The organism is Streptomyces sp. NPDC093544 (assembly GCF_040683495.1).
GTDB lineage: Bacteria > Actinomycetota > Actinomycetes > Streptomycetales > Streptomycetaceae > Streptomyces.
The window spans coordinates 310,632-325,094 of sequence record NZ_JBFBEA010000003.1; the positions used below are offsets into that span (position 1 = coordinate 310,632).

The window sequence follows — 14,463 nt, forward strand, 5'->3', positions numbered from 1 at the left end:
GTGAAAACTTCCCTCTCAGCCCAGCAGGACGTCGTCGTCGCCCAGGCGCTTGAGCTCCCGGTAGAGGATGGCGAGGCCGGTGACGATGGCGGCGGCGGATACGGCGGCGTCGACGAGCCGCAGGAAGTCGCCGTCCTCGCGGGCGAGCTTGGCCTGCTTGGCGACGCTGAGCGCACCGAAGGCGGTGCTGGCGAGCGACACGTACACGCCCGTCTTGGACTTCTTGAAGTTCTTGGCCTTCTTTGCCATGGCACTCACAGCGACGGAGCCTCCTCGATCAGCGGGTGCCCCCACCTTTCCACGAAGGCGGCCTCGACGGCGGCGCCGACCTTGTACAGCCGGTCGTCCTTCATCGCGGGGGCGATGATCTGCAGGCCGACCGGAAGGTTGTCCTCCGGCGCGAGACCGCAGGGCAGCGACATGGCGGCGTTGCCCGCCAGGTTGGTCGGGATGGTGCAGAGGTCCGCGAGGTACATCGCCATCGGGTCGTCGGCGCGCTCGCCGATCGGGAAGGCGGTGGTCGGCGTCGTGGGCGACACGATCACGTCGACCTGCTCGAACGCCTTCTCGAAGTCGCGCGTGATGAGCGTACGGACCTTCTGGGCGCTGCCGTAGTACGCGTCGTAGTAGCCGCTGGACAGGGCGTACGTGCCGAGCATGATGCGGCGCTTGACCTCGTCGCCGAAGCCCTCCTCACGGGTGAGGGCGGTGACCTGCTCGGCGGAGTGCGTGCCGTCGTCGCCGACGCGCAGGCCGTAGCGCATGGCGTCGAAGCGGGCGAGGTTCGAGGAACACTCGGACGGCGCGATCAGGTAGTACGCGGAGAGCGCCAGGTCGAAGGACGGGCAGTCCAGCTCGACGATCTCGGCGCCCAGCTCCTTGAGGAGGGCGACGGACTCGTTGAAACGCTGGACGACTCCGGCCTGGTAGCCCTCGCCCGCGAACTGCTTGACGACGCCGACGCGCATCCCGGCGACTGAGCCGTTGCGCGCGGCCTCGACGACCGGCGGGACCGGGGCGTCGATGGAGGTCGAGTCGAGCGGGTCGTGCCCGGCGATGACCTCGTGGAGCAGGGCCGTGTCCAGGACCGTACGGCCGCAGGGGCCGCCCTGGTCGAGGGAGGACGAGAACGCCACCATGCCGTAGCGGGAGACGCCGCCGTACGTCGGCTTGACGCCGACCGTGCCGGTGACGGCCGCGGGCTGGCGGATCGAGCCGCCGGTGTCCGTGCCGATGGCGAGGGGGGCCTGGAAGGAGGCGAGCGCGGCGCTCGACCCGCCGCCCGAGCCGCCGGGGATCCTGCTCAGATCCCAGGGGTTGCCGGTGGGCCCGTACGCGCTGTTCTCGGTGCTGGACCCCATGGCGAACTCGTCCATGTTGGTCTTGCCCAGGATGACGACGTCGGCGGCCTTCAGCCTCTTGGTGACGGTCGCGTCGTACGGCGGGATCCACCCTTCGAGGATCTTCGATCCGACGGTGGTCGGGATGCCCTCGGTGGTGAAGATGTCCTTGAGTGCGAGGGGGACGCCGGCGAGCGGGCCGAGCTTCTCGCCGCGCTCCCGCTTCCCGTCGACGGCGCGAGCCTGGGCGAGCGCTCCCTCGCGGTCGACGTGCAGGAAGGCGTGCACCTTCTCGTCGACGGCCTCGATACGGGCGAGGTGCGCCTCGGTGACCTCGACGGCGGTGAGTTCGCCGGAAGCGACCTTGGCGGCGATCTCCGCGGCCGTCAGCCTGATGATGTTGACGTTGGTGTCCGTCATGGTGATTAGTCCTCCCCCAGGATCTGCGGCACCTTGAAACGCCGCTGCTCCTGGGCCGGGGCGCCGGAGAGCGCCTGCTCGGGGGTGAGCGACGGACGGACCTCGTCCGCGCGCATGACGTTCGTCAGCGGCAGCGGATGTGAGGTCGGCGGTACGTCTTGGTCGGCGACCTCGCTGACGCGGGCGACCGCGCCGATGATGTCGTCGAGCTGGCCGGCGAAGTGATCGAGCTCTTCGCCCTTCAGCTCCAGACGCGCCAGCCGTGCGAGGTGGGCGACCTCCTCGCGCGTGATGCCAGGCATGCGGCGTTCCTCTGGGGGTGAGTGTGTGTGGTTTGGCCCAATCCTATGGGTCGGGGGACGGTGCCTGCGCCCGGGTTTCCTCGGGAGCCTTTGCCCACCCACGCCCGCCCGTGACTGTCTCCCGACAAGCGGGCCTCTCCTGTGGGGGTTTGAGCGCCGTCGGCGGCCGTCCCTCCAGGGGCCGCGCCATCGTTCGGACGCTGCGGGCCGTCTGTGGCTGGGCGCGCAGTTCCCCGCGCCCCTTGTCGTCCCGTCCGCTGACGGGCGGGCCCCGATGGCGCTCGGCCCCCACAGGAGACGCCCACTCATCAGCGAACCGTCACGGGCGGTGCGTGGGCGGGTGAATAAACGGGTGAATAAAACGGCCCCCACCGGCCGGCGGGACTACTCCGCCGCCGGCAACGCGGCCCGCGGCCGCTGCCACCCCCGCGACCCCCGCGCGAGCAACCACGCCGTGGTGTCCTCCGGCGGCATCGCGGCGGCGACCAGCCACCCCTGCACCGCGTCACACCCGAGATCGCGCAACCGCTCCCACGTCTCGTCGTCCTCCACGCCCTCGGCGACGACAAGCAGTCCGAGCGAGTGCGCGAGATCGATGGTGCAGCGCACGATCTCCGCGTCCTCGTTGTCCACGGCGAGCCTTGCGACGAAGGACCGGTCGATCTTCAGCTCGCTGACCGGCAGTCGGCGCAGATGGACGAGCGAGGAGTACCCCGTACCGAAGTCGTCCAGCGACATCTTCACCCCGTGCGCGGTCAGCGCGGCCAGGGTGTCCGCGGCCCGCTGCGGATCCTCAAGGAGCACATGCTCCGTTATCTCCAGCTGGAGCGACCCCGCGGGAACCCCGTGCCTGGCCAGTCGCGCGGCGACCGAGCCCGCGAACCCGGGGGTGTGGACATCGCGTGGCGAGACGTTCACCGCGACCGGCACATGCAGCCCCTGTGCACGCCACCGCGCGACCTGGGCGAGCGCGGTCTCCAGGACGTACTCCGTGAGGTGCGGCATGAGCCCGGACGACTCGGCGATGGCGATGAACTCGTCCGGTGCGACCCTTCCCCGCTCGGGGTGCACCCACCGTACGAGTGCCTCGAGTCCGGCGACCTGACCGTCGAACCGGACCTTCGGCTGGTAGTGCAGCTCGACGTCCCCGGCGTCCAGGGCCCGGCGCAGATCCCCCAGCAGCCCCAGCCGGTCCGGTGTGTTCGAGTCCCGCTTGGACTCGTACACCTCCACCCCCGTCCGGTCCCGCTTCGCCTGGTACATGGCGACGTCCGCCCGCCGGAGCAGCCCCTCCGCGTCGAGCGCGTGGTCGGGGAAGACGGCGAGCCCGGCGCTGGCCTCCAGGACGAGCGAGAGCCCGTCCAGGTCGAGCGACGAACCGAGCGCGGCGACGAGATTGCGGGCGACCCGCGTGGCCGACGTCGTGGAGTCGGCGATGGGCAGCAGTACGGCGAACTCGTCGCCGCCCAGCCGCGCGGCCTCCGCTCCGCGCGGCAGGTTGAGCCGCAGCCGATCGGCTATCTGAAGGAGCAGCCGGTCTCCGGCGAGATGCCCAAGCGTGTCATTCACCGAACGGAAACGGTCCAGGTCGATCAGCATCAGGGCGGAACGTGCACCGATGCGTTCGGCTTCGTCCAGGGCCGTCCACGTACGTTCAAGCAGCCACTGCCGGTTGGGCAGCCCGGTCAGCGGGTCACGCAACTGCTCCTCCGCCCGCGCGCGGGCGATCCACAGGGTGGAGTCGAGAGCGATCAGCGGGATCGAGAACAGCGGCAGCAGCATCGGCTGCGCGATCGCGACCACGCAGATCAGCGGCGTGATGCCGAGCAGCGCGACCGCGACGAGCCCCTGTCTGACCAGGGCCGTACGCGCGACGGTCGGCAGGCCGCCGGTACGCGGCGCGTGGACGTACCAGAGCAGGGTGCGGGTGGCCGCGAGATACGCGGCGGCGACCAGGACCACTTCGGGTACCGCGGAGACGGTCCAGGTCTCCGGGCTCCAGGGCGTCTCGACGGACGGGAACCGTCCCCAGGCGGCCAGGACCAGCGCCCCGGCGCCGATGCCGAGGATGTCGACCGCGCCGTGCAGGATGCCCTGGCGCCAACGGTTGCGGCGCGCGATGCCGACCAGGACGACGACGGTCAGGCTGACCATTCCGGCGGGCACCCAGCCGAACAGCAGCAGGACCGCGAGGGTGAGGGCGGCGCCGGAGCCCGTGCCGCCCCACCAGCGGGAGCGGCCGAGGGCGACGAGGTGGCCGACGATGATGCCGGTCAGCAGGGCGAGCGACCAGCCGACGGCGCCGGAGGGGAAGAGCGCGTGGTCGCCGCTGAACGCCCGGTAGAAACCGGCGCCCAGGACTAGCCCGGCCGCCGCGACGACCGCCGCGGGCAGCGCGGGCCCGGATATGGGCCGTTCGGGTTCGTGGCCGGCCATGCCGGGGCCGGGAGCGAGACCGCCGACCCCCACACCATTGGCGGCCGTGCGGGACGCGGCGCCGGGGCGCTCCGAGGTCCGCGCTGTCCCGCGGCCGCCCCCGAGCCATGCGCCGGCCATCCGGCGCAGCCGTGAGTCAGAGGCGGCGCTCTCGGTCGGTTCCATTCCCGTCCCTCTCACAGCCGGCGGTGCCCACGCCACGCGGCCCGGGCCCGAAGACAATCTGGCCACGGCCGCCGCGTCCGAAAACCAATCCCCGAACTCCCGAGGAGCAGGGGATGCCCCAACCGCAGCTGGGCACGGCAGGCGCACATCTCAACACTAGGCCGCAGAAGGCTTCCACGGGCAGCGGTCGTGGACGGTTGCCCGAATGCGACCCGGCCACCCGTATGCATCTGATATGCGCCGAACGGGTGGCCTTCAACCGCTACTCCTCGATCGGAAGTGCGACTTCCGCTGCCGCGTCCGGTCCCTGTTCGAGCAGAACGGCGAAGCCGTCCTCGTTCAGAACCGGAACTTTCAGCTGCATGGCCTTGTCGTACTTGGAACCGGGATTGTCTCCCACAACGACGAAAGATGTCTTCTTCGAAACAGAACCGGTCACTTTCGCTCCCCGGCTCTGCAGGGCCTCTTTCGCGCCATCCCGTGTGTGGTGTTCGAGCGTTCCCGTGACGACAACGGTGAGCCCCTCGAGCGGGCGCGGCCCGTCGTCCTCGCCGGAGCTCTCCTCCTCCATGCGGACCCCGGCCGCGCGCCACTTGCGCAGGATCTCGCGGTGCCAGTCCTCCGCGAACCACTGCTTGAGGGAGGTGGCGATGATCGCGCCGACGCCCTCGGTGGCGGCGAGCTCCTCCTCGGTCGCCTCCTCGATCCGGTCGATCGAGCGGAACTCGCGGGCCAGCGCCTCGGCCGCGACCGGCCCGACATGACGGATCGACAGCCCCGTCAGCACGCGGGCGAGCGGGCGCTCCTTGGCCGCCGCAATGGTGTCCAGCATGGCGATCGCGTTCTTCTTGGGCTCGCCCTGCTGGTTGGCGAAGACCGTGGCGATCTTCTCCTCGCCCGTCTTCGGGTCGCGCTTGGGCAGTCCGCTGTCCTGGTCGAGGACGTACGCCTTGATGGGCAGCAGTCGCTCGATGGTGAGGTCGAAGAGATCGCCCTCGTCCATGAGCGGCGGCTCGGCCGGCTCCAGCGGCTTGGTGAGCGCCGCGGCGGCGACGTACCCGAAGTGCTCGATGTCCAGCGCCTTGCGGCCCGCCAGATAGAAGAGCCGCTCCCGCAACTGGGCCGGGCAGGTGCGGGCGTTCGGGCAGCGCAGGTCGATGTCGCCTTCCTTCATCGGGCGCAGCGGCGTCCCGCACTCCGGGCACTCGGCCGGCATCACGAACTCCCGCTCGCTGCCGTCGCGCAGGTCGACCACCGGCCCGAGGATCTCCGGGATGACGTCACCGGCCTTGCGGAGCACGACCGTGTCGCCGATGAGGACGCCCTTGGCCTTGACCACGTCCTGGTTGTGCAGGGTCGCGAACTCGACCTCGGAGCCGGCGACCGTGACCGGTTCGACCTGCGCGTACGGCGTGACGCGGCCTGTGCGTCCGACACCGACCCGGATGTTGATCAGCTTGGTGTTGACCTCCTCGGGCGCGTACTTCCAGGCGATCGCCCAGCGCGGGGCACGGGCCGTGGACCCCAGGCGGCCCTGGAGGCGGATCTCGTCGAGCTTGACGACCACCCCGTCGATCTCGTGCTCCACGGAGTGGCGGTTCTCGCCGTAGAACGCGATGAACTCCCGTACGCCATCGAGGTCGTCGACCACCTTCGCGTACCTCGTGGTCGGCAGGCCCCACTCGTGAAGCAGTTCGTACGCATGCGAGAGGCGATCGATGTCGAAGCCCTCGCGGGCGCCGATGCCGTGCACCACCATGTGCAGGGGGCGGCTCGCGGTGACGCGCGGGTCCTTCTGGCGCAGGGAGCCCGCCGCCGCGTTGCGCGGGTTGGCGAAGGGCTTGTCACCGGCCTCCACCAGGCGGGCGTTGAGCTCTTCGAACTTCTCCATCGGGAAGTAGACCTCGCCGCGGATCTCCACGAGGTCCGGGACGCGCTCGCCCTTCAGCCGGTCCGGGATCTCCGCGATCGTACGGACGTTGGGCGTGATGTCCTCGCCCGTGCGGCCATCGCCGCGGGTCGCCGCGCGCGTGAGGCGGCCGCCCTCGTACGTGAGGTTGACCGCGAGGCCGTCGACCTTCAGCTCGCACAGGAGGTGGTAGTCGGTGGTGCCCACGTCTTTGGCGACGCGCTCGGCCCAGGCCGCGAGCTCCAGGTCGTCGAAGGCGTTGTCGAGCGACAGCATGCGCTCGCGGTGCTGCACGGACGTGAACTCGGTCGCGTACGCGCCCGCGACCTTCTGGGTCGGGGAGTCGGGCGTGCGCAGCTCGGGGTACTCGTCCTCAAGGGCCTCCACGGAGCGCAGGAGTTTGTCGAACTCCGCGTCGCTGATGACGGGTTGGTCCCTGACGTAGTACCGGAAGCGGTGCTCCTCGATCTGCTCGGCGAGCAGCGCGTGCTTCTCCCGTGCCTCGGCGGGTACCGATGTGGGCTCTGCGTGCTTTTCGCCGGCCACCGTGTTGTCCTCCCGTTACTCAGGGTTGTCCGCGAGGGATCTCGCCGCCCGGACGCAGTGGGCGAGCGCCCTGCGCGCATAGTCGGGGGAAGCCCCCGCGAGCCCGCACGACGGAGTGACCGTGACCGCCTCCGCGAGAAGCCCCGGTTGCAGCCCCAGCCTGCGCCACAGCGTCCTGACACCCATGACGCTACCGGCAGGGTCTGACAATGGACCGTCCACGCCGGGGACGACACCGGCGAGGAGTTGCGTCCCGCCTTCCACTGCTTCCCCGATCACATCGTCGTCACGCTCGGTGAGGAGCGAGAAGTCGAAGGAGACCGCCGAGGCGCCCGCCCTGCCCAGCAGCGCGAACGGCACGTCGGGTGCGCACGAGTGCACCACGACGGGGCCTTCTCCGTGCACCCCGATGACATCCCGCAGCGTCGCCTCGATCAGCTGCCGGTCCACGGCCCGGTGGGTCCGGTAGCCGCTCGCGCTCCTCACGTGCCCGCGCAGTACGGCGATGAGGGACGGCTCGTCGAGCTGGAGGACGAGCTGTGCTCCCGGAACGCGCCGCTGTACGTCTTCGAGATGGACACGCAGTCCCTCGGCGAGCGAACCGGCGAGATCCCGGCAGGCGCCGAGGTCGGAGAGCGCCACCTCGCCGTTCCTCAACTCCAGCGCGGCGGCCAGTGTCCAGGGCCCCACGGCCTGCACCTTCAGCGGCCCTTCGAACCCCTGCAGGTACTCCTCGGTCGCGTCGAGGTCCTCCCCCAGCCACGACCGGGCCCGCTTGGTGTCCCGCCCCGGCCGGTCCCCGAGCCGCCACCCGCTGGGCTCCACGCGCGCGTAGAGCTCGACGAGCATCCCGGCGGTCCGCCCGATCATGTCGGCGCCGGGCCCCCGCGCGGGCAACTCGGGCAGATACGGGAACTCCTCGACGGACCCGGTGACGGTCTTCGCGGCTTCCCGCGTGTCCCCTCCGGGCATGGATCCGACCCCGGTGGCGGGACCGAACCTGAACCTGCTGTTTTCGCTCACGCGGGAAGCCTACGGAATGGCTCTCACGAGGTCAGCGGCCCGGTCGTACCGTCAGGTTGCTGACCTCCGCGTCGCTCGGCAGGTCGAGGGCCATCAGGATCGTCGTCGCGACGGACTCGGGGTCGATCCACTTCGACGCGTCGTACTCTTTGCCCTCCTGCTGGTGGACCTTGACCTGCATGGGGCCGGCGGTGCGGCCGGGGTAGACGGAGGTGACGCGGACGCCGTTCCTGTGCTCCTCGTGGCGCAGGGAGTCGGCGAGGGCTTTGAGGCCGTGCTTGGAGGCGGCGTACGCGGACCAGTCGGCGTGGGCGTTGAGGCCGGCGCCGGAGTTGACGAACAGCACGTGCCCCTGGGACAGGCGCAGTTGGGGAAGGAAGTGGCGGGTCAGCTCGGCGGGGGCGATCAGGTTGACGTTGAGCTGGTGGCGCCAGGACTTGGGGGTCAGCTCGCCGACCGGGCCGAGGTCGACGACGCCCGCGATGTGCAGCAGCGAGTCGATCCGGTCGGGCAGCGTCTGGTACGAGAACGCCCAGGAGAGCTTGTCCGGGTCCGCGAGGTCACCGACCAGAGTCCTCGCTCCGGGGTACTGGGCGGCGAGTTCCTTCGCGCGGCCCGCGTCGCGCGCGTGCAGCACGATGTCGTCCCCGCGCGCGTGGAGGCGGCGGGCGACGGCCGCGCCGATGCCGGAGCCCGCCCCGGTGATCACATGGGTAGCCATGCCCGCCATGCTCGCATCACTGCTGGCCCTGACTCTCCTCCAGGTAGGCCAGGGCGCCCACTGCCTCTTCGGCGAAGAACACCAGTTCAGTGAGGGGAAGCGGCAGGAAACCCTCGTCCTCCATACGCCGGAACTGCTCCTTCAGGCCGTCGTAGAAGCCCGCCGTGTTGAGCAGCACCACCGGCTTCTGCGTCTTCCCGTGCTTCTTCAGCTCCAGGATCTCGGTCGCCTCGTCGAGCGTCCCCGTTCCCCCGACCATGATCACCACGGCGTCGGCCTTCTCCACAAGCAGCGCCTTGCGCGCGGCCAGGTCACGCGCGATGACCATCTCGTCGGCGTTCGGCCGGGCCGTGTCCGCCAGGAAGTCCACGGAGACGCCCACCAGGCGCCCGCCCGCCTCCTGCACTCCGTCGGCGACCACCTTCATGAGACCGACGTCGGAGCCGCCCCACACCAGCGTGTGGCCGCCTTTGCCCAGCAGTTCGGCGAACTCCCGCGCGGGGCGCGTGTAGCGCTCGTCGAGGTCGGCGGCGGAGAGAAAGACACAGATATTCATGCGTCCACGGTACGGGGGAAGAACTTCGGGCCTGCCGGTGCTTTCCAGGTATGGCTGAAGGACACACGATCACCATCGAGCAGGGCACGGAGCGCGTACGCGTCGTGCACGGCGACCAGATCCTGGCGGAGAGCGACCGCCCCCTGTTGCTGCGCGAGACCGGCTGTCCCGTGCGCTACTACATCCCCCCGGAGGATGTCCGCCTCGATCTGCTGGCGGCTTCCCCGACCCACACGTTCTGCCCCTTCAAGGGCACCGCGTCCTACTGGTCCCTCGCCGACGCGGCCGACCTGGTCTGGGCGTACCCCGACCCCAACCCCGAAGTCACCCAGATCAAGGACCACCTGTGCTTCTACGAAGTGGAAGTGGTCTGACCCGATGAGTTCCGGGTCTTCTGCCAGTCTCCACGGCATGGACAAGAAGACTCTCTCCCTCGACGGAACCCCTATCGCGTACGAACGCCACGGTGACGGCCCGACGGTTGTCCTGGTCGGTGGCGCCCTGTGCACGGGCGCCACCCTGGCGCCACAGGCGGCAGCCCTCTCGGACCGTTTCGGCGCCATCACCTACGACCGACGGGGCCGGGGTGAGAGCGGCGACACGGCCCCCTTCGCGGTGGCCCGTGAGGTCGAGGACATCGCGGCGCTGATCGAGGCGTCCGGGGGCCCCGCGGCGCTCTACGGCATCTCGTCGGGCGGCGCGCTGGCCCTGGAGGCCGCGGCGAGCGGGCTGCCCGTCAGCCAAGTCGTCGTCTACGAGACACCGTTCGCCGTATACGAAGGGGGCGGCAAGGAGCGCCTGGAGTACACCGAGCGGCTGACCGAGCTGCTCGGCAAGGGGCGGCGGGGAGACGCCGTCGAGCTGTTCATGGCACTCGCCGGTACGCCGCCGGAGATGATCGCGGGCGCCCGCCGCTCCCCCGCGTGGCCGGACATGGAGGCGATCGCACCGACCCTGGCTTACGACAATGCCGCGATGGGCGACGGACTGGTCCCCCGGGACCGGCTGGCCTCGCTCACGGTGCCGGTGCTGGCCGTCGGCGGCGGAGCGAGCCCCGAGTGGCTGCGGGAGGCGGCGCGCACCGTCGCCGAAACGGTCCCCGACGGGTCGTACCGCACGTTGGACGGCCAGACCCACATGGTGGATCCCCAGGTGCTGGCGCCGGTTCTGGCGGAGTTCTTCGGGAGCGCCGGCAGCAGTTGAGCCGGTCGGACGGTGCTAGACAGCCGCCGTCGCGCGCGTGGTCGTCGCGATCGTCGCCGAGCCGACCACGCGTGTGCCGTCGTACAGGACGACCGCCTGGCCGGGGGCGACACCGCGGACTGGCTCGGTGAAGGCGACTTCGAGGGTGCCGTCGACGAGCTCCGCCGTGACCGTCGTCTCGCCGCCGTGGGCGCGGAGTTGGGCCGTGTAGGTGCCGGGCCCGGTCGGGGCGGTGCCGCACCAGCGGGGCTTGATGGCTGTGAGGCCGTTGACGTCCAGGGCCGCCGCCGGGCCGACCGTCACGGTGTTGTCGACGGGCGAGATGTCCAGGACGTAGCGCGGCTTGCCGTCGGGGGCCGGGGTGCCGATGCGGAGCCCCTTGCGCTGGCCGATCGTGTAGCCGAACGCGCCCTCGTGGGTGCCCAGCTTGGTGCCGGACTCGTCGACGATGTCGCCCTCGGCCTTGCCGAGACGGTTCGCCAGGAAGCCCTGGGTGTCGCCGTCGGCGATGAAGCAGATGTCGTGGGAGTCCGGCTTCTTGGCGACGGCGAGGCCCCGGCGCTCGGCCTCGGCGCGGATCTCGTCCTTCGTGGTGAGGGTGTCCCCGAGCGGGAACATGGCGTGCGCGAGCTGGCGGTCGTCGAGCACTCCGAGGACGTACGACTGGTCCTTGGCCATGTCGGAGGCGCGGTGCAGCTCGCGCGTGCCGTCCTCGCCGACCATCACCTTCGCGTAGTGGCCCGTGCAGACCGCGTCGAAGCCGAGCGCGAGCGCCTTGTCGAGCAGCGCGGCGAACTTGATCTTCTCGTTGCAGCGCAGGCACGGGTTCGGGGTGCGCCCCGCCTCGTACTCGGCGACGAAGTCCTCGACCACGTCCTCCCGGAAGCGCTCGGCGAGGTCCCACACGTAGAACGGGATGCCGATGACATCGGCCGCGCGGCGGGCGTCGCGCGAGTCCTCGATGGTGCAACAGCCACGCGCGCCCGTGCGGAACGATTGCGGGTTGGCGGAGAGCGCGAGGTGCACGCCCGTCACATCGTGGCCGGCTTCCGCCGCGCGGGCGGCGGCGACGGCGGAGTCCACTCCACCGGACATGGCGGCGAGTACGCGAAGGGTGCGGGGGCGCTGCGAGGTGTCAGTCATAACCCCTCCAGGGTACGGGGCCGTGGGAACCGAAGCCCGCGAGTATCCGTTGAAGATCGCATGGGGGAGAAAAAGGCGGACGGAGAGGCCCGTACGAAGGGCCACCGGGCCAGGGACGGCGACCGGCGGATCGGGCGCCGGGCGCTGCTCATCGGTGGCGCGGCGGCCGCCGTGGGGAGCGTCGTGCTCGCGCGCGACGAGCTCGCGCGTCTGTGGTGGCGGCTGCCGAGCGTGGAGAAGCCGCGCAAGGAGGGCGAGGTCGACTTCGCGGGCGCCCAGTGGGTTGCGGCGTCGTCGGCGAACTGGCGGCGGGCGGACCGGCCCGACGACTACGGAATAGACCGGGTGATCATCCACGTCACCCAGGGCAGCTTCGCCAGCGCGGTGAAGGTCTTCCAGGACCCGGGGCACGGCGCGGCCGCGCACTACATCGTCCGCCAGGACGGGCACATCGCCCAGATGATCCGCGAGCTGGACGTGGCGTTCCACGCGGGCAACCGCGAGTACAACGAGCGGAGTGTCGGCATAGAGCACGAGGGCTTCGTGGACCGCCCCGAGGACCTCACGGACGCGATGTACGCGGCCTCGGCACGGCTGACGGCCCGGATATGCGGGCGCTACGACATCCCCGTCGACCGGGAGCACATCATCGGGCACGTCGAGGTGCCGGGCACGGATCACACGGACCCTGGGCCGAACTGGGACTGGGACCGGTACATACCGCTCGTACGGCAGGCACTGTCCGCCCAGGCACAGACCCAGGCGGCCGGGACGGGCGAGGCGTCCGCTAGCTGAGCCCCGCCGAGCGCGCCCGTTCCACCGCCGGTCCGATCGCGCGGGCCACCGCCTGGACGTCCGCCTCCGTGGAGGTGTGGCCGAGGGAGAAGCGGAGGGTGCCGCGGGCCAGGTCGGGGTCGGTGCCGGTGGCGAGGAGGACGTGGCTCGGCTGGGCCACGCCCGCCGTGCACGCGGAGCCGGTGGAGCACTCGATGCCCTGCGCGTCCAGGAGGAGGAGCAGGGAATCGCCTTCGCAGCCGGGGAAGGTGAAGTGCGCGTTGGCCGGCAGCCGCCCTCCATCGGCCGGATCGCCACCGAGGATCGCGTCGGGCACGGCCTTGCGTACGGCCTCGACCAGGTCGTCGCGCAGGGCGCCGATCTCCCGGGCGAACCACTCGCGCTGCTCGGCGGCGAGTTGCCCGGCGACGGCGAACGACGCGATCGCGGGTACGTCGAGCGTGCCGGAGCGGACGTGGCGTTCCTGGCCGCCGCCGTGCAGGACGGGTACGGGGCTGTACTCGCGGCCCAGGAGCAGCGCGCCGATGCCGTACGGGCCGCCGATCTTGTGGCCGGACACCGTCATGGCGGCGAGGCCCGAAGCGCCGAAGTCGACCGGGATCTGACCGAAGGCCTGGACGGCGTCGGCGTGCAGCGGGACGCCGAACTCGGCTGCCACGTCGGCCAGTTCGCGGACCGGCATGATGGTGCCGATCTCGTTGTTGGCCCACATGACCGTGGCGAGGGTGACGTCGTCGGGGTTGCGGGCGATGGCCTCGCGCAGGGCGTCCGGGTGCACGCGGCCGTACGAGTCCACCGGGAGGTACTCGACGGTGGCACCCTCGTGTTCGCCGAGCCAGTGCACGGCGTCGAGGACGGCGTGGTGTTCGACGGGGCTCGCGAGGATGCGGGTGCGGGCGGGATCGGCGTCGCGGCGAGCCCAATAGAGGCCCTTCACGGCGAGGTTGTCGGCCTCGGTGCCGCCGGAGGTGAAGACCACCTCGCTGGGGCGTGCGGCGAGGGCGTCCGCCAGGGCTTCACGGCCTTCCTCGACGGTACGTCTGGCGCGGCGGCCGGCGGCATGCAGGGAGGAGGCGTTGCCCGTGACGCTCAGTTGGGCGGTCAGTGCCTCTACCGCCTCGGGAAGCATCGGCGTGGTCGCGGCGTGGTCGAGGTAAGCCATGGTGGGCCCGATTCTACGGGCCCGCTCACCACTGCCTCCGCCCCACCCGGGGGTGGACCCGGCCCGGTCGCCACCCGGGGTCGTATCGCGCCCTAGAAGCTCCAGGACACCGTGCTGTCGAACTGCATGAGGGCCACCAGTACGACCAGGTCCGCGACGCCCAGACCGAGGCCCAGGAACGCGCGGCCCCGGCGGGCCGTGCCGCGGTACAGGGCGATCGACGCGAGGACGATGGCGATGGGGCCCAGGAAGACATTGAGGACCAGGAGGCCGACGAGGCCGAGGATGAAGGAGGCGACGGCCATACCGTCGGCGTCCCGCCCTGCGGTCCCGCGGGTCGGCGCGGCGGTGCGCTCGGCAAGTTCCTCGCGGTCGGCGTGGTCAGTACGTTCGGTGAGTTCGGTGAGTTCCATGGTGTGAGTCCGCTCCCAACATTCAGTTGGTGGAGGTGTGGCGCAGTCAGTTGAGGGAGGTGTGGCGCCGGCGTGCGTTCCGCTCCCGAACGGCGAAGACGGCCAGCCAGATGCCGATGACGACGGCGGCGACGAGGCTGACGGGCACCGGCGCGTGGGCCACGGAGCCCATGACCACACCCATCAGCAGGAGGGCGGCGACGAGGAACAGCATGAGATGCCTCTCGTGGAAGTCCGACGACTCAGTGAACGGTTGTAGTAACACTTGTTCACTGACTCTTGAGTCTAGCGGGTCACCCGGCTTTCCAACTACAGAGAACAGTTGTTAA

Annotated in this window: 15 protein-coding genes; 3 read left to right on the forward strand and 12 right to left on the reverse strand. The window is 70.7% G+C overall.

The annotated features are described in order from the left end of the window. Positions 1-15: 15 nt before the first annotated feature. From AB0N66_RS05715 to AB0N66_RS05750, 8 genes are all read right to left on the reverse strand, one after another. Positions 16-249 (reverse strand): hypothetical protein, encoded by a 234-nt coding sequence (locus AB0N66_RS05715; protein ID WP_185146129.1) that lies wholly within the window; start codon positions 247-249, stop codon positions 16-18. Positions 250-254: 5 nt separating this feature from the next. Continuing rightward, positions 255-1,760: an Asp-tRNA(Asn)/Glu-tRNA(Gln) amidotransferase subunit GatA gene (gene gatA, locus AB0N66_RS05720; protein WP_365429194.1), complete on the reverse strand. Its 1,506-nt coding sequence runs from the start codon at positions 1,758-1,760 to the stop codon at positions 255-257. 5 nt (positions 1,761-1,765) lie between these two features. Next, positions 1,766-2,062, reverse strand: a complete 297-nt coding sequence (gene gatC, locus AB0N66_RS05725) for an Asp-tRNA(Asn)/Glu-tRNA(Gln) amidotransferase subunit GatC (protein WP_190154674.1) — start codon at positions 2,060-2,062, stop codon at positions 1,766-1,768. 384 nt (positions 2,063-2,446) lie between these two features. Then, a complete protein-coding gene (locus tag AB0N66_RS05730; protein ID WP_365429197.1) occupies positions 2,447-4,663 on the reverse strand; it encodes a bifunctional diguanylate cyclase/phosphodiesterase in 2,217 nt (738 codons plus the stop codon). 262 nt (positions 4,664-4,925) lie between these two features. Beyond that, on the reverse strand, positions 4,926-7,118 hold the full coding sequence (gene ligA, locus AB0N66_RS05735; protein WP_365429200.1) for an NAD-dependent DNA ligase LigA: 2,193 nt from the start codon (positions 7,116-7,118) through the stop codon (positions 4,926-4,928). Between the two features lie 15 nt (positions 7,119-7,133). Then, complete coding sequence (locus AB0N66_RS05740) at positions 7,134-8,141, reverse strand: methionine synthase (protein WP_365429203.1); 1,008 nt, start codon at positions 8,139-8,141, stop codon at positions 7,134-7,136. Positions 8,142-8,172: 31 nt separating this feature from the next. Next, complete coding sequence (locus AB0N66_RS05745) at positions 8,173-8,871, reverse strand: SDR family oxidoreductase (RefSeq protein ID WP_365429206.1); 699 nt, start codon at positions 8,869-8,871, stop codon at positions 8,173-8,175. 7 nt (positions 8,872-8,878) lie between these two features. After that, a complete protein-coding gene (locus tag AB0N66_RS05750) occupies positions 8,879-9,418 on the reverse strand; it encodes a TIGR00730 family Rossman fold protein (protein WP_365429209.1) in 540 nt (179 codons plus the stop codon). 50 nt (positions 9,419-9,468) lie between these two features. Between AB0N66_RS05750 and AB0N66_RS05755 the strand changes: the two genes are divergently transcribed. Together AB0N66_RS05755 and AB0N66_RS05760 are read left to right on the forward strand one after the other, a co-directional pair. Continuing rightward, positions 9,469-9,792, forward strand: coding sequence for a DUF427 domain-containing protein (locus AB0N66_RS05755; RefSeq protein WP_365429212.1), 324 nt, complete (start codon positions 9,469-9,471; stop codon positions 9,790-9,792). A gap of 37 nt (positions 9,793-9,829) precedes the next feature. Beyond that, the gene (locus tag AB0N66_RS05760) at positions 9,830-10,621 is read left to right on the forward strand and encodes an alpha/beta fold hydrolase (RefSeq protein ID WP_365429215.1); all 792 of its coding nucleotides are present in this window, start codon (positions 9,830-9,832) and stop codon (positions 10,619-10,621) included. A 15-nt stretch (positions 10,622-10,636) separates the two neighbouring features. On the opposite strand, the gene mnmA is transcribed toward AB0N66_RS05760, so the two are convergent. Then, positions 10,637-11,764 (reverse strand): tRNA 2-thiouridine(34) synthase MnmA, encoded by a 1,128-nt coding sequence (gene mnmA / locus AB0N66_RS05765; protein ID WP_365429218.1) that lies wholly within the window; start codon positions 11,762-11,764, stop codon positions 10,637-10,639. Between the two features lie 60 nt (positions 11,765-11,824). Here mnmA and AB0N66_RS05770 point away from each other — a divergent pair, with 60 nt between their 5' ends. Continuing rightward, positions 11,825-12,559, forward strand: coding sequence for an N-acetylmuramoyl-L-alanine amidase (locus AB0N66_RS05770; RefSeq protein WP_365429221.1), 735 nt, complete (start codon positions 11,825-11,827; stop codon positions 12,557-12,559). Here the strand turns inward: AB0N66_RS05770 and AB0N66_RS05775 are convergent. The 3 genes from AB0N66_RS05775 to AB0N66_RS05785 all read right to left on the reverse strand — a co-directional run bounded on the left by AB0N66_RS05775 (position 12,552) and on the right by AB0N66_RS05785 (position 14,348). Further along, a complete protein-coding gene (locus tag AB0N66_RS05775; protein WP_365429224.1) occupies positions 12,552-13,721 on the reverse strand; it encodes a cysteine desulfurase family protein in 1,170 nt (389 codons plus the stop codon). The two genes, AB0N66_RS05770 and AB0N66_RS05775, sit on opposite strands and share 8 nt — an antisense overlap. 92 nt (positions 13,722-13,813) lie before the next feature. Further along, complete coding sequence (locus AB0N66_RS05780) at positions 13,814-14,134, reverse strand: DUF4190 domain-containing protein (protein ID WP_365429226.1); 321 nt, start codon at positions 14,132-14,134, stop codon at positions 13,814-13,816. Positions 14,135-14,180: 46 nt separating this feature from the next. Beyond that, positions 14,181-14,348, reverse strand: coding sequence for a hypothetical protein (locus AB0N66_RS05785; protein WP_365429229.1), 168 nt, complete (start codon positions 14,346-14,348; stop codon positions 14,181-14,183). Between the last annotated feature and the right edge of the window lie 115 nt (positions 14,349-14,463).